We start from the raw sequence: 18,442 nt of genomic DNA on the forward strand, positions 1-18,442 counted from the left end.
TTCAATTGTTGGATTGCTAAACCTTAAAGTAGTCGTTGGTTCATAACCATTTCAGCTTTTCTCAGCCGAACACCACCGCTTCTGCTTAATTTCTTTTTCCAGTAATACCAATACTCTATCGAGCTCCATTCATTGGACGATAGAGACGTTTCAGGAATTATAATGACCATTTTTAATCACCCTGAATTCGATCAACACCAACAGATCGTCTTCTGCAACGACCAAGAAACAGGCTTAAAAGCCATAATCGCAATTCACAATACCCATCGCGGCCCAGCCCTGGGTGGTTGTCGGATGTGGAATTATGCTAATGACGAAGAAGCCCTAACTGATGTACTGCGTTTATCCAAAGGGATGACCTACAAATCAGCCTTGGCTAACCTAGCCTTAGGTGGCGGAAAATCCGTTATCATCGGCGACCCTCGCCAACACAAAAACAAAGAACTCTTGGCCGCAATGGGGCGTTTTTTAGAGCAAACCGGCCATCAATATATAGCCGCAGAAGATTCTGGAACATCCGTGCCGGACCTGAAGGTAATGGGGCAATATACCGCCAATGTTGCGGGTGTAACCGATCATCCTGGTATCGACGGCCAACACTCTAACGGCGACCCATCGCCCGCAACGGCATACGGAACATTCATAGGTCTAAAAGCCGCCGTTAAACATCGACTAAACATCACTGATATTAGGGGGCTTAAAGTCGCCATCCAAGGTATTGGGAATGTGGGATACCGTCTGGCTGAATACCTACACAAGGAAGGCGCCGAGCTATTTGTTAGTGATATCAACCCAGAGCAAGTAGAAAAGGCAGTGAACGAGTTGGGTGCTAAGGCTGTCCCATTAGACCAAATACTGCTGCAGGAGGTTGATGTAGTCGCACCTTGCGCATTAGGTGCTAGCTTGAATGATGAAACCATCCCCCTTATCAAGGCAAAAGTCATTGCCGGTGCAGCTAATAACCAGTTAGCACGCCCTCAACACGATCATGACTTACATGAGCGTGGCATTCTCTATGCGCCAGATTACGCCATCAATGCAGGTGGAATCATTGATATATCCTACGAGCGTAGCGGATATAACACAGAAAAAGCCAAAGCACATATTGAAGGTATCGGAGATACGCTCAACGAAATCTTTAATCGTTCGACAAAGGAAAATCGCCCTACGGGTGAAATTGCAGATGAACTTGCAGTGGAACGTTTGAGCTAACTCTAACCATCAAGCCACACACAGAAGCTGGCATTTAGCGATGTCAGCTTTTTTCACATCCCTCTTTTTTGTTTCACACTCCCTTTTAAGAATCAGGGTCAACTCCCCCTTCCTCCCCATAAAGCGCTACAATTTTATTGATCTAAATCAATATTTATCTCGTACTAAGTACAAATACAGTTAGGGGTAACATTATGATTTCTGCAGAAGCTGCTGCCGTTCGAGACCAACTCATAGAAAAAGGGTTAGAGACACCCACCATCGAATCCCCACTGAGCCAAGACGAAAAATACGAACGAATCAAAGGACTTATGACTGAGGTTGCAAGCACCTTAGGCTTAAATCTAGAAGACGATAGTTTACGAGAAACACCCCATCGCGTAGCTAAGATGTATGTTTATGAGATCTTCTCTGGTTTGGATTATCAGAATTTTCCAGCAATAGCGATGATCGAAAACAAAATGGATGTGGACGAGATGGTCAAAGTCCGCGATATCAATCTTGTGAGTTCCTGCGAACATCATTTCGTCACTATTGATGGCACCGCAAAAGTCGCCTATATCCCTAATAAAAAAATTATTGGTTTATCTAAGATCAATCGATTAGTTAGGTTCTTCAGCCAACGACCTCAAGTTCAAGAACGTCTAACGAAGCAAATTCTAATTGCACTCCAGACTTTATTGGAAACAGACAATGTAGCTGTTTCGATCTCCGCTACACATTACTGCGTTAAATCTCGAGGTGTAATGGATGTTAATTCAGCTACTGAAACCACTGCACTTGGCGGCATATTTAAGACCAATGAACGCACAAGAGCAGAGTTTCTAACATAGATAGGTGCTAGCGATGAAACTGCAAGTAGAAGATATACATGACCTAGAGCCGATAGATAAAGTCGTCATTCACTCACTTGATTGGATGCTTTATCAAGTGACAGTAGAGGCAGAAGGTGAAGAACGGCTCTTATATCAAGGCGACTCTCCTTTTAAAAGTCGCAGTCTGCTTGAGATTCAAGAGATCTTTCAATTTATAGATGTTGAGCACTACACACTTCGCAGACCCAACAGCGCTTATGACGAAATGGTCGGACAGCCTCCAAGCGTTTTCCCTGATAGCTTTGAAACCTCTTTACCTTGGAAACAAATTGCTGACACACGTCACTAATACGGATATCAGAAAAGATGGTAAACAAATCAAAACCAATCCTTATCACCGGCGTAGGCAAACGTATCGGGTTTGCATTGTGCAGACATTTTATACAGCACGGCATTCCTGTTATTGGAACATATCGAACCTATTACGATAATTTAGAAGAGATCTCTGATGCCGACCTAATTGAGTGCGACTTTTATAAACAAGAAGACCTTAATCGTCTTATCGACCATGTAAAGAGTAACTACACCAGCCTCAGAGGCATTATTCACAATGCTTCAGACTGGCTACCTGAAACCAGCAAGCATTCTCCCGAAGACATCTTCAACAAAATGATGATGATCCATGCCGGCGTTCCTTACCAACTCAATTTGGCACTAAAACCCCTGCTGGAAAATTGCGAATCTACTACCGACATCATTAATATTACCGACTATGTTGTGGATAAAGGTAGCGACAAACATATCGCTTACGCAGCGAGCAAAGCAGCACTAAGCAATATGACCTTGTCCTTTTCATCTCTGCTCACACCAAAAGTCAAAGTGAATGCAATTGCGCCCTCTCTAATCATGTTCAATCCTGAAGACGACAGCGCTTATAAAGCCAAAGCGTTAGACAAATCTCTTTTAAAAATTGCGCCAGGGACTGAGGAGATTATTAAAGCGGTAGATTATCTGCTGGACAGCAAGTACATGACCGGCAGAACACTGTCGTTAGATGGTGGCAGGCATATCCGTTAGATAATTGCACATTAGGGGAGTATCTCTGCACCATCCCAAGCAAATACTCTCCCGCTATGTTCAGGACGTAGCGCCTCTAGGACACCTAACAAATAGCTAGCAGATTGCTCAGGAGTAAATAATTTTTCTGCTGGAACCTTACTCTGAAATGGCTGGGACAACATTGTGTTCACTGTACCCGGGTGCAAACCGACAATGATGGATTGAGGGAGTTTTCTCTGTGCTTCTATCGATAAAGTTTTAAGCAGCATATTAAGAGCACTTTTACTGGCTCTATAACCATACCAACCACCCAAGCGATTATCACTTATACTGCCCACCCGTGCAGAAATAACAGCAAATACAACTTTGCGCTTTTTATTAAGCAAAGGCACAAGCTGCTGAGCAATTAACATAGGCGCTGTAGCATTAATATGGAAAAGCTTTTGGAAGTTTTCCATATTGACCTGGCTGAGGCGCTTTTCTGGCTGCGTTTGATCATCATGAAGTAGCCCAGAACAAACCAATACCAAATCAAGCTCTATGCTTTCTAGAAGCACGCCCAATTGAGAAATGCTCTTTTCCGAATACAGATCGAGATAGCCATAAGTTACCTTGTTGTTGCATAGCTCTATTGGCTTCTCTGCTGACAAGCGTGAAAAAGCAAAAATATGCCCAACATCAGAATCTTGAAGAAGCTGTTTGATCAGTGCTGATCCAATTCCACCTGTTGTACCGATTAGGACTACATTTTTATGTCTGTTGTTTACACTGTTCATACAGACTGATACGACTAAAACATTTGAACCGATCAAAGGGTTTTGCCGTAATAGATGAATAAATCCGCGATGAACAAACACTATGTTGCAAGAATCAAAAGCTAAACCGATCGTATTTTTCGACGGTGGTTGCCCTCTATGTAAAAAAGAGATTAATCATTACCAACGAGTAGATACTGATAGTTCTATTGAATGGGTGGATATCTATCTAAATCCAGAGCGCTTATCTGATCACAACATAGAACTAAACGCAGCGATGGAGAGGCTTCACAGTATTAATAGCGATGGAACAACCATCACAGGTGTCGCAAGCTTCCTCTTAATTTGGGAAAATCTGCCGCGTTATAAAAAAATTGCTAGTGTAATAAAAGCCCTAAAATTAGAGCCCTTATCAGAGTTTATCTACACACGCTTCGCAGCATGGCGTATTAGAAAACGCTGCAATGATCAATGCTCACCAATATCGAGAAACCAATCGATTCATATCAATTGAAGCATTAAAGCGCGTCGCCATGAGATACAGTCCAGCCATTTTTCGATGAAGGAAAAGTATATCCGGTGGTGGTGAGTGCCATGCATCAGGGTCGCTACTAATCGAAAGGCCTTTATCTCTAATTTTCTCCGCCAATTGCGAACCTGAAAAATCATAGCTTCCTTTAAATCTCAAAGGCTCAGTCGCAAGAATAAAGATATCCAAAACGACATCGAGATTTTTTACTTCCTTACCCTGAGCAAAAAAACCTAGCTTATCTAATGCTGAGGCCAATGCTGTACGATCTTCGACAGTAGCTGCGTGCAATGCTTTTTGATAGTTATCAACAAAAGAAGGTTCAAACTCACGCGTCGCCCCGAAGTCTAAAAGCACTAACTGCTTACTCTCTAGGTTGTAGAGAAAATTAGCTAAATTAGGGTCTGTTTGCACACAACGATAGTCTAGAAATTCAGCAAAAAACAACTCCATCATCAAAGACATCACGCGATTCCGCTCTTCTTGAGAGGCGTAAGCTAATTTCTCTATAGATTGCCCCTGCATATAACTCATACAGAGGATTTGATCGGTCGAAAGGTCCTCATGATATGCAGGGAACATCAACTCTTCTCGCCGAGAGAAAGTAGCCATGTTCGCAGCGTAATTTCGTAGTTGCTGGCCTTCATGGCGATAATCCGCTTCAAGCTTTAATTGTCTCCGAGCTTCATCAACCAGTGGGGTTAGATCCAAGTCCTTGGGAATCAAGCCGCTGAAACGCAATAGTCCGCAAACATTATCTAAATCACTATCGATACTCTCTCTGACACCAGGATATTGGATTTTTATCGCAAGTTCCCTGTTATCGAGCGTTAAACCTCTATGGACTTGTCCGATCGAAGCGGCTGCAATTGGCTTAAAACTAAAACGCTGGAATTGATCCTGCCACTCATCCCCCCAATTTTTTTCCAGTACATCTAATAACTGAACAGCTGGCATAGTGACCGCATCGGCTCTTAATCGCTCTAGCAATACAGCCATATCAGGCGGAACTAAACTCCCTGCATCCATCGAAAGCAATTGCCCAGCCTTCATAGCCGCACCTCGCATAGTGGCCAGCTTATCTGCTAGCTGTTTTAAGTTTTTCTCGGAGATAAGGAGATCTCTTATTGCTGGTGATTTGCCTTGCATCAGCTCTTTACCACCATCCACCAGCATATTTCCGGCAACTTTGCTTGCTAGAACCCCTAACTTACTTAGTCGTGAGATCCTTGAGGTAGGAACCGCTTTTGTATTTTGATCAAACAACTCATCCATTAGGTAAATTCGCCTCAATGAGATTGACCAAGCCTTTATCTGAAGGCCTAGTGAAGCTTTTGAAATTAGCGATTAATTCGCCTTCTGGGGAGATAAGATATTTGTGGAAATTCCATCCGGGGTACTGCCCATCAGCCAAACTTGCTAAGTGCTGATAAAAAGGATGAGCCTTGCCCTTAACAGCGTGAACTTTCTCAAACATAGGAAACTCAACGCTGTAGGTTAAGCGGCAAAAATTAAGGATCTGTTTTTCAGTACCAGGCTCTTGACCGGCAAAATCATTAGACGGAAACCCAAGTACGACAAAACCCGAGGAATTATATTTTCGATAGAGTTTTTCAAGACCATCATATTGTGGCGTGAAAGCACATTTGCTTGCGGTATTAACCACGAGCATGAGCTTTCCAGAATATGCTTCGCATAGGTTTTCGTGTTGATCTTGACCTAGTCGTTTAAAGCGGTAGTTAAGCAGATCGGGACATGCCTGACCTTGCTCAGCTTCAACAATCTCTGCTGAGGCCGGCCTGATAAATAGCAGCGAGCAAAACAGAAACATGATGATTGAAGATACAGCCCAATTCATAGCTTTCCTCCGGATTCCTTTCCAAATGCATACGAACAAAATAAGCATTCGGATTATACAACCGAGGTAAAGAGCATATCTGGTATTTGTATCGCTCTAAGACAAAAGGAACCATGAGAACTGAAACTGCAGGATAGACTGAAAAGAAGGGGCTCAGAAACGAAAAAACCGACTTAGAATTAACTAAATCGGTTTAATCTAAATTTGGTAGCGGGGGCTGGAATGATTGGCTATCGCCACCTTTCAGGCTGCGCACTGCGTGCTAGATGGTAATGGCTTCGCCATTGCTGAACCAACGACCTTCGCCCGGGGTTATAAGAGCTGAGCCCGACGAGCTACCAAGCTGCTCCACTCAAATTACCACACCTCAAAAACGAAAAAACCGACTTAGAATTAACTAAATCGGCTTAATCTGAATTTGGTAGCGGGGGCTGGATTTGAACCAACGACCTTCGCCCGGGGTTACAAGAGCTGAGCCCGACGAGCTACCAAGCTGCTCCACTCAAATTACCATACCCCAGAAACGAAAAAACCGACTTAGAATTAACTAAATCGGTTTAATCTAAATTTGGTAGCGGGGGCTGGATTTGAACCAACGACCTTCGGGTTATGAGCCCGACGAGCTACCAAGCTGCTCCACCCCGCATCAACGTGGCGCGTATATTATAGATGCTTACCCTAAACCACAAGCCTTTTTTCAGATTATTTTCAATTAGATAGAAAGCCCTGCCTAAGCGCCATCTTCTGCGGCTTCTCTTAAAGCGCGTTCTCGACGAATAAGCTCCTTTTGCAAGCTAACCACTAACTCAGATAAAGCCATATGGGCTTTATCTGACAAACCTTCAAATTCAGCACCACAACGACCTTTACCACAGAAAGAAACTTTTAAGCGCGGTTTTAAGCGGTATTTTTTGTGAGTTTTAAAAAGGATAGCAACATCTTCTAAATAACCAGAAAAGCTTTGATCCGTTTTAAAGGCAACCCCAGTCTCAGAGATATCCAAAAGCTCAACCGTCGTTTCGCCAATCGTCATTTTAACCTGGCCACTCGAAGCTGCTCGAAAAGCTTGGCGACGGTTTTCTTCTTCAGAAAGTTCTAATTCTATCGGTATCTTCACTGCGCCGCCCTTTTCTCTAACACAAACTCCAATCGACGATTTTCTGCTCGTCCTCTTAACGTTGCATTGGAGGAAATTGGCACCGAATCTCCATAACCAGTAGCTGTTACACGATCCACGTCTAGACCTCCACGTACCATATATCGAAGGACATTGGTTGCACGTATAGCTGAGAGATCCCAATTAGAGGGAAAGCGCGGTGTTTCAATTGGAATATTATCGGTATGGCCGTTAATACTGAGTTTCAAATCAGGGTTTTTCTTTAAAGTGAGAACCACTGAATCCAGAACAGTCATCATCTCTGTATTAAACTCGGCAGAACCCGACGGAAATAGGACATCGCCTTTAACTTTGATGGTCATTTTTCCATCTTTAGGAGTACCGACCTCTACAGCATCTGATGCTACAGCAATTTGGAACTGCTGATTTAGCTCATCGGTTAAATTAGTCCACTCAGAATCAATCGCTACGTTTTGTGATTCGGCTTCATTCTCTTTAGGCTTATCTGCTTCTTTATCTGCAATATCTGTAGCAGGGAGCGACTCTTCTATCTCTTCTGGGATCTCAGTTTTGACTGGGGCATCGTGGGGCAGATCGATAATGCTATTGGCACCATCATCCCCCTGAAATGCTTCATTCAAGGATCGTACTGCTTTTTCAAAACGCTCAGCTTCAACACTAGAGAGAGAAAACAGCAATACGAAGAACACTAAGAGCAAGGTCATGAGATCTGCAAATGTGTAGATCCAGCTAGCCCCCTCTTCTTCCTCGACTAATGTTTTCTTAGAGTTCATTTAGATCTCCCAGCTACTTTTTCTTGCCTATCGCTACTTTTTTTCGCTGAGCAGCAGGAATGTAAGACGAAAGTTGTTCGTACACATGCATATAGTGATCATTAGTGAGTATGCTAATACACCCTTCACGAATAATTTCTAAGTTAGTCACTTCCAACAAGGTTCTTGATTTCAGCTTGCCCGCTATAGGCAAAAACACCATAGTCGCTAGTAGAGAACCATAAAACGTTGTCAGTAGAGCAACCGCCATAGCGGGGCCGATCGCGTCTGGATTATCCAATTCACTCAGCATCTGGATTAGACCAATCAAAGTACCCAACATACCGAATGCTGGGGCATACGCAGCCATCTTTTTGAACACATCCTGAGTAGCATGGTGACGAGAAACTAATGAATCGATCTCGTTTTGGATGGTATTACGAATAACTTGCTCAGATGCTGCTTCAGCCATCAACATACAAGCGCGTTTTAGCACAGGCGAAGAACTTTCAACATCCCCCAGTTTTAACAAACCGTGACGGTGACTGATACGGCTCAGTTCAAGCATGGTATCAATCATTTCCTGTGGATTTGTTTTATCCTGGGTAAAAACAATAAATGCGCCTTTAAAGGAGTTAATTACATCTTTAAATTGAACTGTCAGTAGAGTGGCTGCAATAGTACCCCCTGCCACAATCATCATGCCCGGCACGTTGACAAAGACATCGGCACTACCGCCCATAATAATGGCTGAGATAATTAACGCTAGGCCCGAAATAATTCCCAACAGTGATGCAAAATCCATTAGATCTCTCTCTTTAAACTACGCATTACTAATGATCTGAGAGTACAATCTACACTCTCTTGAAACAAAGTACATTACATGCCCATAAAAAACGTGCAGATACCTTCTACTTCACCAATAACTTCTCCTCGTTGCTATATTGGCTTAACTCAATGGCAACATGCTGCTTGGCAAGATAACTTCTTGGAACGCAGCAGCCATGTTCATGTACTACAGGCTTATGCACGCCATTTCAGTAGTGTAGAAGGCAACACAACGTTTTACGGTTTACCCAAACAAAGCACTGTTGAACAGTGGTACAAAGAGTCCTCAGAGCAATTTCGTTTTTGCTTTAAATTCCCACAAGAGATCAGCCACCATAGACAACTCACCCACTGCAAAAATGAAACACTGCAGCTTTTCGAGCGGCTCGCTCCTCTACAAGAGAAACTAGGCCTACTCTGCATCCAACTACCTGCTGCATTTGGGCCTGATTCTCTAAACAATCTGGAAAACTACCTAAAATCACTCCCCGCCGATTGGCAGTATGCGGTAGAAATTCGTCATCCCGAGTTTTTCCAAAAAGGAAAAGCCGAGCAACAGCTAAATCAGCTGTTGGTTTCTCATAACTGTAATCGCATTAGTTTTGATACCCGTTCCCTGTTTGCACACCCCGCAGATGATGTGGTTAGCCTTAAAGCGAAAGAGCATAAACCTCAACTCCCTGTACATGCCATTTCAACTGGGCAATCCCCTATGATTCGCTTTATCACACCGTTAGATTGGAAATGGGGAGCCCCTTACCTTGATCCATGGATAAAGAAAGCGATCACTTGGATGCAAGCGGGCAAAACACCTTATTTCTTTTTCCACACGCCGGATAATGCCGAAGCACCGCAACTGGCGGCTTACTTTGTGGAGAAGCTTGAAGCGGCACTTCCCGGCTGTTGTTTATTTACACCATGGCGAGAACAAAGTCGCAAACAGGACACCCTGTTCTAAAAAGAGTTTTACTTACCCCTATGCTTAAGGCATCAGCGCTTTATTGTCCCTAAACCTTATTGACCCCAGCGATTATGGCTTTGTAATAAGTAAGCTAACTCTTCAGGCGAAGAACTACGCCCAAGGACTTCATTACGGTGAGGAAAGCGACCAAAGCGCTCTATCTGCTCATGATGCTGACAAGCAAAATCCAACCAGTTTTCTACTTGTAGTTTCTTCTCACCTGCCACTTCTAACAACATCTGCTCAAAACTACTGACACACAACTGCTGCATTTGCAGGTTTTCAGCATGTTCTAATGGCATATAGAAAAAGGTGCGTTCGACAAACTCTAATGCTTGATCATGCCCTTGGGTGCGTCCACTGAGGCACAGTTGCAAAGCCTGACTGTCGCCTGCAAAAGCGTCTGCAGAGCCTCGATAGATTGTACGGGTAAATTGATCTAACAATAGAATCAGTGCTAATCGCCCACGTGGTGTTTCCGCCCAAGCATCTAGATCACCTCGTAAAGCCTGACGCACTTGATGACCAAATAGCTCAGCGATTAAACGATCATTTTTTGGTGATCCCGCCCACCAAAGTTCTGAACGATCACATACCGTAAAGCCGTCTTTTATTTGGCCGAACCAGAACCCCAAAACTTCATCAATCTTTTCAATCATATAAAAATCAATAAGTTAAAATTACAGCTTTAAGGGTAGCCTATTTTTAGACTAATCAGTCAAAACATCGCTTTTGAATAAAGAGTTCTCGATAGAAAAAACCTTGTACATAATCAATGCCCAGCTTGATTGCTGTTGCCAAATCTTCTGCTGACTCAACCCCTTCTAATACAGTCTTTTTACCACTAACACGTGAAAAACTGATGATACTTTTTATCAACAACTGCATATTTTCAGTCAGATCATCGCGCAACCAACTACGATCAAACTTGATGTAATCCACTTCACTCAGGATGTTCATCGCAATCATGCTGCCTGGCGCACCGACATCATCTAGTGCAATCGCAATCCCCTTTTTGCGCATCAACTCCGAAACCTCATTACTGATTTTGGCATCGTTGACGTCTGTGTTTTCGATTAACTCTATAACCAGATCAGTATTGCCCTTAAGCAAATTCACCATAGCATTTTGACCCGATCCATTCGCATCAGTGCATACGGAAAAAGCATGTGGATCGAGATTCAGAAATAGCGCCACTCCCTCTGGGCGATAACGCATCTGCAGGCGCTTAAGTTGCAACTCAACTTGCGCTAGCATTAGAGGGCTGTCGTGTAAAACCTGAAAAACATCTAAAGGCGGAATTGCTCGACCGTCTGCATGATAAAAGCGCGCTAATGCCTCGTACCCAAGAATATCCCCCGTATGCGCATCTATTAAGGGCTGATATTCCACACCAAATCTTTGCTGCTCAACTAAATCCAACAACTCTAAGCTACTACCGCTGACAACATTCAAACTACAATTTAGCAATGCTCACATTCCAGAAATCTAAACAATAATCAGTATCAATTCGATTAACAAAGATAACAAATATTCAATAATTTCTCTAGCTTCACTGACAATAAATAGCCGCCAACAACAACGTGCACCTTGGTAAAGTTGCTGGATATATAGAATACGAACAAAGGGATTACCCTGTTTTCTTATCACTAGCGAACCGCTACATTAGTGGGAGACCCAAAGCTAATTAGGATCAAATTATGCAGCGTCTCATTTTAGTATTAGTGATTGTTTGTATTGGCGTAGCTGGATATCTGTTTACGCAGAAGGAACAAACGACAGATGAAGTTGAAACGACCGAGGTTAAAGCTTCTTCCTCGACACAACAGGAAGCCCGCCAACATATTGATCGTCTAACTTCGGGTCAGGAAAGCCCGATTAAAATAGAGCAAGCGAGTAATTTTGTAACGGCAGAGCAGCTTCTTAAACTTCCCCCTGTCAAAACATCGACACAAGCGGAGATTCTGGAAGAAACCGTTAGCTCTCAAGGCAGTGACCCAACAGCAGAAGCTCAAGGTGAAACATTTGCCGTGAGCAGCCACTTGAGCGTAATTAAAACAGGCAAAAGCAACAACAAAACTAATGCAGCTATCGCAGATACAGCCTTAGTCGCAACTCAACAGATCAAGCTGCTGGAGTTATTAGACGATCCCGATAACTCTGCACAGAAAGTCTACTTTATTCATGCCGTTAATGAGGGGGATGATGAAGGCTTATGGGGGATCATCCAACACGGCCTCATGCGCACCTTTACTGAAGGACTTTCTTTACCAGGACTAGGAGAGAAAGTATCAGTAGATATTCCGAAAGACGCTGATGAAGCTTTAGGTGATAAACGTAGCTCCTTTTTAGGTCAGGTATTAAAAGCCAAAGTAGATCAAACCTATATCTACAACTACCAAAAAGGGATCTTAGGTGAGAACCCCAATTTAATTAAACCGGGTCAGCAGTTAGTCATTGTTACATTTACAGAACAAGAGCTGATCGGCATTTACCACCACTTTATCAACCTGTAAGGCACTGCGATGATCGATTTATACACTTGGGGAACACCAAACGGGCGAAAGATATCCATCATGTTGGAAGCCCTTCGCCTTCCCTATCGAGTCCATCCAGTTAATATTTTCGAGAAAGAACAATTTGAGCCTGCGTTTAAAGCGATTAGTCCAAATAGCAAAATCCCTGCTCTAGTCGATGATGAAGGTCCAAACGGCGAAACCATCCAACTATTTGAAAGCGGCGCAATTTTAATTTATTTAGCTGAGAAAGCCGGTGAATTTATCCCATCAGACCCACAAGCCCGCCTAGAGTGCCTACAATGGTTAATGTGGCAGATGGGTGGTTTTGGTCCGTTTTTAGGGCAAGCGCATCACTTTAATCGCTTTGCACCTGATGCTTCAGACTATGCCAAACAACGCTACAACAACGAAGCCCAGCGCTTATGGCAAACTCTCGATACGCAGTTATCAAATAAACAGTTTGTAATTGGGGATGAGCTTTCAATTGCAGATTTCGCCATCTACCCATGGGCTATGCGTTATGAGTGGCAACATGTAGATCCTGACAAGTTTCCGTTTGTTAAAGCTTGGATGGAACGGATAGGCCATATTGAATTCGTCCAGAGAGGTATGCAGATTCCATGATCGCCAGCCGTATCATTGGCCATAGGGGAGCTGCACATTTAGCTCCCGAGAATACCTTAGCGGGTATTCAAATGGCCGCTGAATGCGGTGTGACTTGGGTCGAACTCGACACCACTCTTTTAGGAGATTCAACGCCTGTTTTATTTCATGATGAACATCTAGATCGCTGCACTAATCAGCAAGGGCCATTAAGTGCTTTAAGCTTCGACACCCTTCCTTTGCTGGATGCTGGCAGTTGGTTCCATCCAGAATGGGTAGATGAACCTATGCCGCACCTTTCGGATGCTCTTAGGCTTTGCCAAGAACTGCAGCTGGGCCTGAACCTAGAGATAAAGCCTTTCGATTTAGAGCCGGATCTAGTTGCAGAAAGAGTCTTTGAGCAGATCAGCGTCTATTGGCCGACACCCGAAAAGTTGATTATCAGCTGTTATAACTTTGACCTGCTAAGCGCTTATAAGGCGCTAGACCCTCAAGCCCAGATAGGCCTGCTTTATGACCATCTCCCTGAACTATGGCAGCTTAAAGCCGAGATGCTAGAACCAGTCAGCCTGCATTGTGATGCCAATCTCATCACACAAAGCGATGTGCAAGTGATCAAACAAGCCGGTTACGAGCTCTACTGCTATACCTGTAACGATCCTACTCAAGTTGCGGTGCTTTTTGACTGGGGTGTTGATGGAATTTTCACGGATAATCCGCCGTTAATGCAGTCCTATATCCGCTCGAATAATCTCAACGAAGCCTTTGTTTCCCTGTAATAAAAAACCATAGTTAAACCAAACGGTTTTGGCGGTAATCATTCAGCGCTTGTTCTATCTCAGCCATTGTATTCATCACAAAAGGACCATACTGAACCACCGGCTCGCCAATAGGTTTACCTGCCAAGATCAACATACGGCTATCACTTTGTGCTTTGATAACAACGCCTTTGCCTTGAGAAAGTTCTAATACTTGGTGTGAATCAACTAGCTCCCCAGCCACCTGAGCTTCACCTTCAAAAAGGTAGATCGCAGCGTTATGGGACTCTGGCAGAGCCAACTCAATCTCCCGCCCAGCTTCGAGCTGCAGGTCACAAAACATTGGTTCTGTAGCGATATTTTGTACAGGTCCTTTTAATGCTTGGCCTTCCAAATTTATTTCACCAGCCACAACTTTCAATTCATAACCTTCACCGATTAATTGCGGCACCTCTTCAGGTTCAATATTTTGATAAGAGGCCGGTTGCATTTTTTCTGCCGCAGGTAGATTTATCCACAACTGGAAACCACGCATCAAACCGTCTACCCGCTGAGGCCGTTCTTCATGAATCACCCCTCTGCCCGCTTTCATCCATTGCACACCGCCCGCTCTTAGATCCCCTTCATTGCCCATATGATCGCGATGGATCATGTGCCCATCCAGCATGTAAGTCACAGTTTCAAAACCACGATGGGGGTGAGGTGGAAAGCCAGCCAAATAATCATCTGGATTCTCCGATGAAAACGCATCTAGCATTAGAAAAGGATCAATCCGAGTAGCCTCGCTTCTGCCTATGCTACGCTTCAACTTAACCCCGGCACCATCCATACTGTCTTTTGCTGGGATTATGCGTTTAATACTGCGTAGATTGTCTAACTTATTCATAGCGCCTCCCGACCATGTGGTGCAGTTAAATCAAATGCAGGACCAACTGAAATCACACCCGTTGGATTAATCGTACGATGGCTGCGGTAGTAGTGGTGCCTGATGTGATCCATATCTACCGTTTCAGCGATATTAGCCATCTGGTAAATCTCGCGTAGATAGCCCGATAACGCTGGATAATCGGCAATTCGACGTAGATCACATTTAAAGTGCGTCACATACACAGGATCAAAACGAACCAAGGTTGTGAATAAACGCAGATCAGCTTCAGTAAATTGGTTACCCACTAAAAAGCGCTGTTGTGACAGGCGCTCTTCCAACTGATCCAAGGCTGTGAATAACTCAACTACGGCAGCATCATAAGCCGTTTGCGAGGTAGCAAAGCCCGCTCTATAAACACCATTATTTACTTTGTCGTAGACCCACGTATTCACCTCATCAATCTGAGAACGAAGAACTTCAGGGTAAAAGTCTCCTGCCTTTGCGCCAATATCATCAAAAGCACTGTTAAGCATGCGAATAATTTCGGATGACTCGTTATTCACAATGGTATGGGTCTGCTTATCCCATAACACTGGGACAGTCACGCGTCCGCTATAGTTTGGCTCTGCTTGGGTATACACTTGATGGAGATAATTATGTCCGAATAAGCTATCACCTGTACTCGCCGCAAAATCACTCTCGAACGACCAGCCATGTTCAAACATCAGCGGGTGTACGACATCAACCGAAATATGATCAGTCAGCCCTTTTAACTCACGCATAACAAGCGTGCGATGCGCCCATGGACAAGCAAGAGAGACATAGAGATGATAACGACCAGTTTCAGCTTTAAAGCCTGCTTTACCGGTAGGCCCAGCGCTACCATCTTTAGTTACCCAGTTTCGGAACTGAGATTCGTTGCGGACAAATTCACCTTTATTACTCTTAGTGTCATACCACTGGTCATGCCACTGGCCATCAATCAACAAGCCCATTGTGTAACTCCTTAATTAATGGATAGCAGCAATCTGCTGGTTAGCTTTGGCTAACGAGCTTTCGGCCAAATCACCCATACTTAGCCCTTCGGCATAGATAACCTCGCTCTCACTTAGGCCGATAAAGTTAAGGAACTGCTGCACAAAAGGGATCTGAAAGTCATGGCCCTGATCACGATATAGACCACCACGTGTAGCCAATAGGTAAACGGGTTTACTTGCGATTAAACCTACCGGCCCCTGCTCGGTATATTTAAATGTCACTCCTGCACGAGCAATCAAATCGAAATAAGCTTTCATCTGAGTCGGAACGCCAAAGTTATACATTGGCACGCCCATCACAATTTCATCTGCAGCTTTTAACTCAGTAATAAATAGATCTGAACGAGCAACAATCGCTTGCTGCTCCGCAGTGCGCTCATCAGCCGGTGTAGATAATGCCGTCATAACAGCCGCATCCAGATGCGGAACATCTTCGGCAACCAAATCACGGACAATCACTTGGCCCTGCGGGTGCTTCTCTAACCACTGTTCAATAAAGTTGTCAGCCAACTGACTTGATTTACCGCCGTTACCAAAAATGCTGGATTTAATATGTAGTAATGTAGCCATCGAATTCACCTTAAAAATCTGTTCTTTCGTTCTTACAGATCTGTCTCTGTAACTGATGGGATCATTCTCTTATTTAATTAAGCGATTAAAAATAGCTATAATTTGCTCAATTCAATCGAAAAATTAGATATATAATGCCTCAAGTTACTCTTGAACAATGGCAAAGCCTCATCGCGGTGGTCGAAAATGGCGGCTACGCAACTGCAGCTGAAGCGATGAACAAAAGCCAATCCTCCATCAGCTACGCAATTCAAAAATTAGAGAGCACTCTGAGCGTGCAAGCCTTTAAAGTTGAAGGTCGTAAAGCGGTTTTGACTGCCGCAGGAAAAACCCTCTATCGCAGAGCCCGGGTTTTAGTAGAAGAAGCGCAACAGATGGAAAACTTAGCAAAACAGTTTGCAGAAGGCTGGGAGCCGGATATTCGCATCGCTATGGATGCCCTGTTTCCAGAATGGCTCATGCTAGATGTGATTGCTGAATTTACACAACAGAGCCCCCTGACCCGAATCGAGTTTATCGAAACGGTATTAAGTGGCACCGATGAAGCGTTACTGAAAAAAGAAGCCGATATAGTGATTGGATCGCGCATACCTCCAGGTTTTATGGGCGATCCTATTTTAGATATCACCTTTGTCGCTGTGGCCACCCCGGAGCATCCTCTTCATCAGCTTAAGCGCTCTTTAGATCACAAAGATTTACGCCTGCATCGTCAGCTAGTGATTAGGGATTCCGGCAGCAGGGATGTCGATTCAGGTTGGCTTGGTGCGGAGCAACGCCTGACACTGAGTAACTTTACTACCTCAATCGCCGCTGCATGCCGTGGATTAGGCTACGCTTGGTATCCAAGCCTTAAAATCGAAAGGGAACTAGAACAAGGGTTACTCAAACCACTCCCACTAAACGCTGGAGCAAAGAAGAGTGTTCAATTGTGTATGATCTACGCAGAAGGAGATTATGCAGGTCCAGCAACTAAGCTATTTGGGGAGTTATTACAAAAGCGCTTACAAACGTTGTAAGCGCTTTTCGTCAAAGATAACCATCAAAGAGTTAGATGATTACTACTCGATTTCGTCCCTGACTTTTTGCTTCATATAGTGCGTTATCAGATCGTTTCATCCAGCTTTCTATTGAGTCATTAGAACGTAACAAACTAACCCCAATGCTCACGGTACGAGAAACCAGTTCCCCTGTTTCTGTTTTGATTTGAACTATATTTATTCTCTGTCTAAGCCGTTCAGCAGCTTGCAAGACAACATCTGAATCAGCACCCGAAATTAAAACCCCAAACTCTTCACCTCCAAGACGAAATCCAAAATCATCGTGGTGGCAAAATTTATTGATAGTCTCTCCAACCGCTCGCAGTAATAAGTCTCCTTTGTCATGCCCAAATTGATCATTCACCGATTTAAAGTAATCAATGTCTAACATTAAAAGCGCAGCTGTATGCGCCCTACTTCCACCCTTTAAGGTCTCTAAGAGATCAGGCATGATTTCAAAGAAGTACCGACGATTAAATAAACCTGTAAGCTGATCTTTATTAGCTTTCCAACGCCAATCATCTCGGTCTTTATTGACCCTCTTGAGCAATTCACTGTAATCACGACTTAACTTAAACAAGCCAACTGTCGCAAGCATCATCCCTAAAGGGTAAGCCGCATTTTCTATTAATTTTAACGTGCCAACATGATCGAAAATAAATTCATCGAGTAAATCAGCAGTATTAGCCATAGCAATGATGCCAAATCCACAGAGTAGGTAGATATAGGTCCTAAATTGCAGCCCTGCATAGGCGATCGTAACTATCCAGAATTGAACGAGGACTAAAAGCAGGAGCTCCCCTGCAACGTCGAGAAGCTCGATTTGGCTTTTGATTGGAATTTCTCCCTCATGCAATAACGCAGCAACTAATACCGCTGCAGGACACAGGAAGATGACAACAATAGAGATCCAAATTAAACGACTACTTTTTAGTTTAATCAACGGACACATTCTCACTAAAATTTGACTGATAGACACCGCTTGGCAGTGCCCATATAAAGTCTAACAATAACCCCTAAAAATCTCATGATAGGGGTCAATAGAGCATTCAGAACTACTTATTTAACTGTCTAGTTTTTAATCAGACCTTTTGGTAAGATCTGCCGCTCTTTTTATACAATTTACCCCAATTTCCCGAGAAG

At 43.7% G+C, this 18,442-nt stretch carries 22 protein-coding genes and 1 tRNA gene; 10 read left to right on the forward strand and 13 right to left on the reverse strand.

The window, feature by feature from the left end:
• The first annotated feature begins 162 nt into the window (after positions 1 to 162).
• The 4 genes from ACMXYN_RS13375 (at position 163) to folM (ending at position 3,104) form a co-directional block, all read left to right on the forward strand.
• Complete coding sequence (locus ACMXYN_RS13375; protein ID WP_415892250.1) at positions 163 to 1,212, forward strand: Leu/Phe/Val dehydrogenase; 1,050 nt, start codon at positions 163 to 165, stop codon at positions 1,210 to 1,212.
• A 194-nt stretch (positions 1,213 to 1,406) separates the two neighbouring features.
• On the forward strand, positions 1,407 to 2,045 hold the full coding sequence (gene folE / locus ACMXYN_RS13380; protein WP_415892251.1) for a GTP cyclohydrolase I FolE: 639 nt from the start codon (positions 1,407 to 1,409) through the stop codon (positions 2,043 to 2,045).
• Between the two features lie 13 nt (positions 2,046 to 2,058).
• Complete coding sequence (locus ACMXYN_RS13385; RefSeq protein WP_415892252.1) at positions 2,059 to 2,376, forward strand: DUF6482 family protein; 318 nt, start codon at positions 2,059 to 2,061, stop codon at positions 2,374 to 2,376.
• A gap of 17 nt (positions 2,377 to 2,393) precedes the next feature.
• Positions 2,394 to 3,104 (forward strand): dihydromonapterin reductase, encoded by a 711-nt coding sequence (gene folM / locus ACMXYN_RS13390; RefSeq protein ID WP_415892253.1) that lies wholly within the window; start codon positions 2,394 to 2,396, stop codon positions 3,102 to 3,104.
• 11 nt (positions 3,105 to 3,115) lie between these two features.
• Here folM and ACMXYN_RS13395 read toward each other — a convergent pair whose 3' ends face one another.
• Positions 3,116 to 3,898 (reverse strand): SDR family NAD(P)-dependent oxidoreductase, encoded by a 783-nt coding sequence (locus ACMXYN_RS13395; RefSeq protein ID WP_415892254.1) that lies wholly within the window; start codon positions 3,896 to 3,898, stop codon positions 3,116 to 3,118.
• Between the two features lie 46 nt (positions 3,899 to 3,944).
• On the opposite strand from ACMXYN_RS13395, the gene ACMXYN_RS13400 reads away from it, so the two are divergent.
• Positions 3,945 to 4,355, forward strand: coding sequence for a thiol-disulfide oxidoreductase DCC family protein (locus ACMXYN_RS13400; RefSeq protein ID WP_415892255.1), 411 nt, complete (start codon positions 3,945 to 3,947; stop codon positions 4,353 to 4,355).
• Here ACMXYN_RS13400 and ACMXYN_RS13405 read toward each other — a convergent pair.
• From ACMXYN_RS13405 to ACMXYN_RS13430, 6 genes are all read right to left on the reverse strand, one after another.
• The gene (locus tag ACMXYN_RS13405; RefSeq protein ID WP_415892256.1) at positions 4,317 to 5,645 is read right to left on the reverse strand and encodes an ABC1 kinase family protein; all 1,329 of its coding nucleotides are present in this window, start codon (positions 5,643 to 5,645) and stop codon (positions 4,317 to 4,319) included. The two genes, ACMXYN_RS13400 and ACMXYN_RS13405, sit on opposite strands and share 39 nt — an antisense overlap.
• On the reverse strand, positions 5,638 to 6,228 hold the full coding sequence (locus tag ACMXYN_RS13410; protein ID WP_415892257.1) for a glutathione peroxidase: 591 nt from the start codon (positions 6,226 to 6,228) through the stop codon (positions 5,638 to 5,640). The genes ACMXYN_RS13405 and ACMXYN_RS13410 overlap by 8 nt, the downstream gene beginning before the upstream one ends.
• A gap of 569 nt (positions 6,229 to 6,797) precedes the next feature.
• Positions 6,798 to 6,874: transfer RNA gene (locus tag ACMXYN_RS13415), tRNA-Met, on the reverse strand.
• Positions 6,875 to 6,958: 84 nt separating this feature from the next.
• Positions 6,959 to 7,345 (reverse strand): PilZ domain-containing protein, encoded by a 387-nt coding sequence (locus tag ACMXYN_RS13420; RefSeq protein WP_415892258.1) that lies wholly within the window; start codon positions 7,343 to 7,345, stop codon positions 6,959 to 6,961.
• On the reverse strand, positions 7,342 to 8,139 hold the full coding sequence (locus tag ACMXYN_RS13425; protein ID WP_415892259.1) for a flagellar motor protein MotB: 798 nt from the start codon (positions 8,137 to 8,139) through the stop codon (positions 7,342 to 7,344). The genes ACMXYN_RS13420 and ACMXYN_RS13425 overlap by 4 nt, the downstream gene beginning before the upstream one ends.
• A gap of 13 nt (positions 8,140 to 8,152) precedes the next feature.
• A complete protein-coding gene (locus tag ACMXYN_RS13430) occupies positions 8,153 to 8,923 on the reverse strand; it encodes a motility protein A (protein WP_415892260.1) in 771 nt (256 codons plus the stop codon).
• A gap of 78 nt (positions 8,924 to 9,001) precedes the next feature.
• On the opposite strand from ACMXYN_RS13430, the gene ACMXYN_RS13435 reads away from it, so the two are divergent.
• Positions 9,002 to 9,904, forward strand: a complete 903-nt coding sequence (locus ACMXYN_RS13435; protein WP_415892261.1) for a DUF72 domain-containing protein — start codon at positions 9,002 to 9,004, stop codon at positions 9,902 to 9,904.
• A gap of 56 nt (positions 9,905 to 9,960) precedes the next feature.
• Here the strand turns inward: ACMXYN_RS13435 and ACMXYN_RS13440 are convergent, their stop codons facing one another.
• Together ACMXYN_RS13440 and ACMXYN_RS13445 are read right to left on the reverse strand one after the other, a co-directional pair.
• Positions 9,961 to 10,566: a DUF924 family protein gene (locus tag ACMXYN_RS13440; protein ID WP_415892262.1), complete on the reverse strand. Its 606-nt coding sequence runs from the start codon at positions 10,564 to 10,566 to the stop codon at positions 9,961 to 9,963.
• Positions 10,567 to 10,621: 55 nt separating this feature from the next.
• Positions 10,622 to 11,377 (reverse strand): EAL domain-containing protein, encoded by a 756-nt coding sequence (locus ACMXYN_RS13445; protein WP_415892263.1) that lies wholly within the window; start codon positions 11,375 to 11,377, stop codon positions 10,622 to 10,624.
• Between the two features lie 230 nt (positions 11,378 to 11,607).
• Between ACMXYN_RS13445 and ACMXYN_RS13450 the strand changes: the two genes are divergently transcribed.
• Genes ACMXYN_RS13450 through ACMXYN_RS13460 form a run of 3 tightly spaced genes read left to right on the forward strand, consistent with a single transcriptional unit; the run spans position 11,608 to position 13,808 of the window.
• Positions 11,608 to 12,423, forward strand: coding sequence for a hypothetical protein (locus tag ACMXYN_RS13450; protein WP_415892264.1), 816 nt, complete (start codon positions 11,608 to 11,610; stop codon positions 12,421 to 12,423).
• A gap of 9 nt (positions 12,424 to 12,432) precedes the next feature.
• On the forward strand, positions 12,433 to 13,050 hold the full coding sequence (locus ACMXYN_RS13455) for a glutathione S-transferase family protein (protein WP_415892265.1): 618 nt from the start codon (positions 12,433 to 12,435) through the stop codon (positions 13,048 to 13,050).
• Positions 13,047 to 13,808 (forward strand): glycerophosphoryl diester phosphodiesterase, encoded by a 762-nt coding sequence (locus tag ACMXYN_RS13460; RefSeq protein WP_415892266.1) that lies wholly within the window; start codon positions 13,047 to 13,049, stop codon positions 13,806 to 13,808. The genes ACMXYN_RS13455 and ACMXYN_RS13460 overlap by 4 nt, the downstream gene beginning before the upstream one ends.
• Before the next feature lie 13 nt (positions 13,809 to 13,821).
• Here ACMXYN_RS13460 and ACMXYN_RS13465 read toward each other — a convergent pair whose 3' ends face one another.
• The 3 genes from ACMXYN_RS13465 to ACMXYN_RS13475 are packed head-to-tail and all read right to left on the reverse strand — an operon-like array spanning position 13,822 to position 16,262.
• Complete coding sequence (locus tag ACMXYN_RS13465) at positions 13,822 to 14,673, reverse strand: pirin family protein (protein ID WP_415892267.1); 852 nt, start codon at positions 14,671 to 14,673, stop codon at positions 13,822 to 13,824.
• A complete protein-coding gene (locus tag ACMXYN_RS13470) occupies positions 14,670 to 15,650 on the reverse strand; it encodes a glutathione S-transferase family protein (RefSeq protein WP_415892268.1) in 981 nt (326 codons plus the stop codon). The genes ACMXYN_RS13465 and ACMXYN_RS13470 overlap by 4 nt, the downstream gene beginning before the upstream one ends.
• 15 nt (positions 15,651 to 15,665) lie before the next feature.
• Entirely contained in the window at positions 15,666 to 16,262 is a 597-nt protein-coding gene (locus ACMXYN_RS13475; protein WP_415892269.1) for an FMN-dependent NADH-azoreductase, read from the reverse strand.
• Between the two features lie 134 nt (positions 16,263 to 16,396).
• On the opposite strand from ACMXYN_RS13475, the gene ACMXYN_RS13480 reads away from it, so the two are divergent.
• Complete coding sequence (locus ACMXYN_RS13480; RefSeq protein ID WP_415892270.1) at positions 16,397 to 17,278, forward strand: LysR family transcriptional regulator; 882 nt, start codon at positions 16,397 to 16,399, stop codon at positions 17,276 to 17,278.
• Between the two features lie 31 nt (positions 17,279 to 17,309).
• Here the strand turns inward: ACMXYN_RS13480 and ACMXYN_RS13485 are convergent, their stop codons facing one another.
• Positions 17,310 to 18,242 carry a GGDEF domain-containing protein gene (locus tag ACMXYN_RS13485; protein WP_415892271.1) on the reverse strand — a complete coding sequence of 311 codons (933 nt, stop codon included), beginning with the start codon at positions 18,240 to 18,242 and terminating at the stop codon, positions 17,310 to 17,312.
• Positions 18,243 to 18,442: the final 200 nt, after the last annotated feature.

Source organism: Neptuniibacter sp. PT8_73 (assembly GCF_047778045.1).
Lineage (GTDB): Bacteria > Pseudomonadota > Gammaproteobacteria > Pseudomonadales > Balneatricaceae > Neptuniibacter.

Excerpts from the sequence above, each read along its gene's own strand:
- ACMXYN_RS13375 (WP_415892250.1), top strand. The coding sequence starts at position 163 with ATGACCATTTTTAATCACCCTGAATTCGATCAACACCAACAGATCGTC.
- folE (WP_415892251.1), top strand. The coding sequence starts at position 1,407 with ATGATTTCTGCAGAAGCTGCTGCCGTTCGAGACCAACTCATAGAAAAA.
- ACMXYN_RS13385 (WP_415892252.1), top strand. The coding sequence starts at position 2,059 with ATGAAACTGCAAGTAGAAGATATACATGACCTAGAGCCGATAGATAAA.
- folM (WP_415892253.1), top strand. The coding sequence starts at position 2,394 with ATGGTAAACAAATCAAAACCAATCCTTATCACCGGCGTAGGCAAACGT.
- ACMXYN_RS13400 (WP_415892255.1), top strand. The coding sequence starts at position 3,945 with ATGTTGCAAGAATCAAAAGCTAAACCGATCGTATTTTTCGACGGTGGT.
- ACMXYN_RS13405 (WP_415892256.1), bottom strand. The coding sequence starts at position 5,645 with ATGGATGAGTTGTTTGATCAAAATACAAAAGCGGTTCCTACCTCAAGG.
- ACMXYN_RS13410 (WP_415892257.1), bottom strand. The coding sequence starts at position 6,228 with ATGAATTGGGCTGTATCTTCAATCATCATGTTTCTGTTTTGCTCGCTG.
- ACMXYN_RS13425 (WP_415892259.1), bottom strand. The coding sequence starts at position 8,139 with ATGAACTCTAAGAAAACATTAGTCGAGGAAGAAGAGGGGGCTAGCTGG.
- ACMXYN_RS13430 (WP_415892260.1), bottom strand. The coding sequence starts at position 8,923 with ATGGATTTTGCATCACTGTTGGGAATTATTTCGGGCCTAGCGTTAATT.
- ACMXYN_RS13435 (WP_415892261.1), top strand. The coding sequence starts at position 9,002 with ATGCCCATAAAAAACGTGCAGATACCTTCTACTTCACCAATAACTTCT.
- ACMXYN_RS13440 (WP_415892262.1), bottom strand. The coding sequence starts at position 10,566 with ATGATTGAAAAGATTGATGAAGTTTTGGGGTTCTGGTTCGGCCAAATA.
- ACMXYN_RS13450 (WP_415892264.1), top strand. The coding sequence starts at position 11,608 with ATGCAGCGTCTCATTTTAGTATTAGTGATTGTTTGTATTGGCGTAGCT.
- ACMXYN_RS13455 (WP_415892265.1), top strand. The coding sequence starts at position 12,433 with ATGATCGATTTATACACTTGGGGAACACCAAACGGGCGAAAGATATCC.
- ACMXYN_RS13460 (WP_415892266.1), top strand. The coding sequence starts at position 13,047 with ATGATCGCCAGCCGTATCATTGGCCATAGGGGAGCTGCACATTTAGCT.
- ACMXYN_RS13465 (WP_415892267.1), bottom strand. The coding sequence starts at position 14,673 with ATGAATAAGTTAGACAATCTACGCAGTATTAAACGCATAATCCCAGCA.
- ACMXYN_RS13470 (WP_415892268.1), bottom strand. The coding sequence starts at position 15,650 with ATGGGCTTGTTGATTGATGGCCAGTGGCATGACCAGTGGTATGACACT.
- ACMXYN_RS13475 (WP_415892269.1), bottom strand. The coding sequence starts at position 16,262 with ATGGCTACATTACTACATATTAAATCCAGCATTTTTGGTAACGGCGGT.
- ACMXYN_RS13480 (WP_415892270.1), top strand. The coding sequence starts at position 16,397 with ATGCCTCAAGTTACTCTTGAACAATGGCAAAGCCTCATCGCGGTGGTC.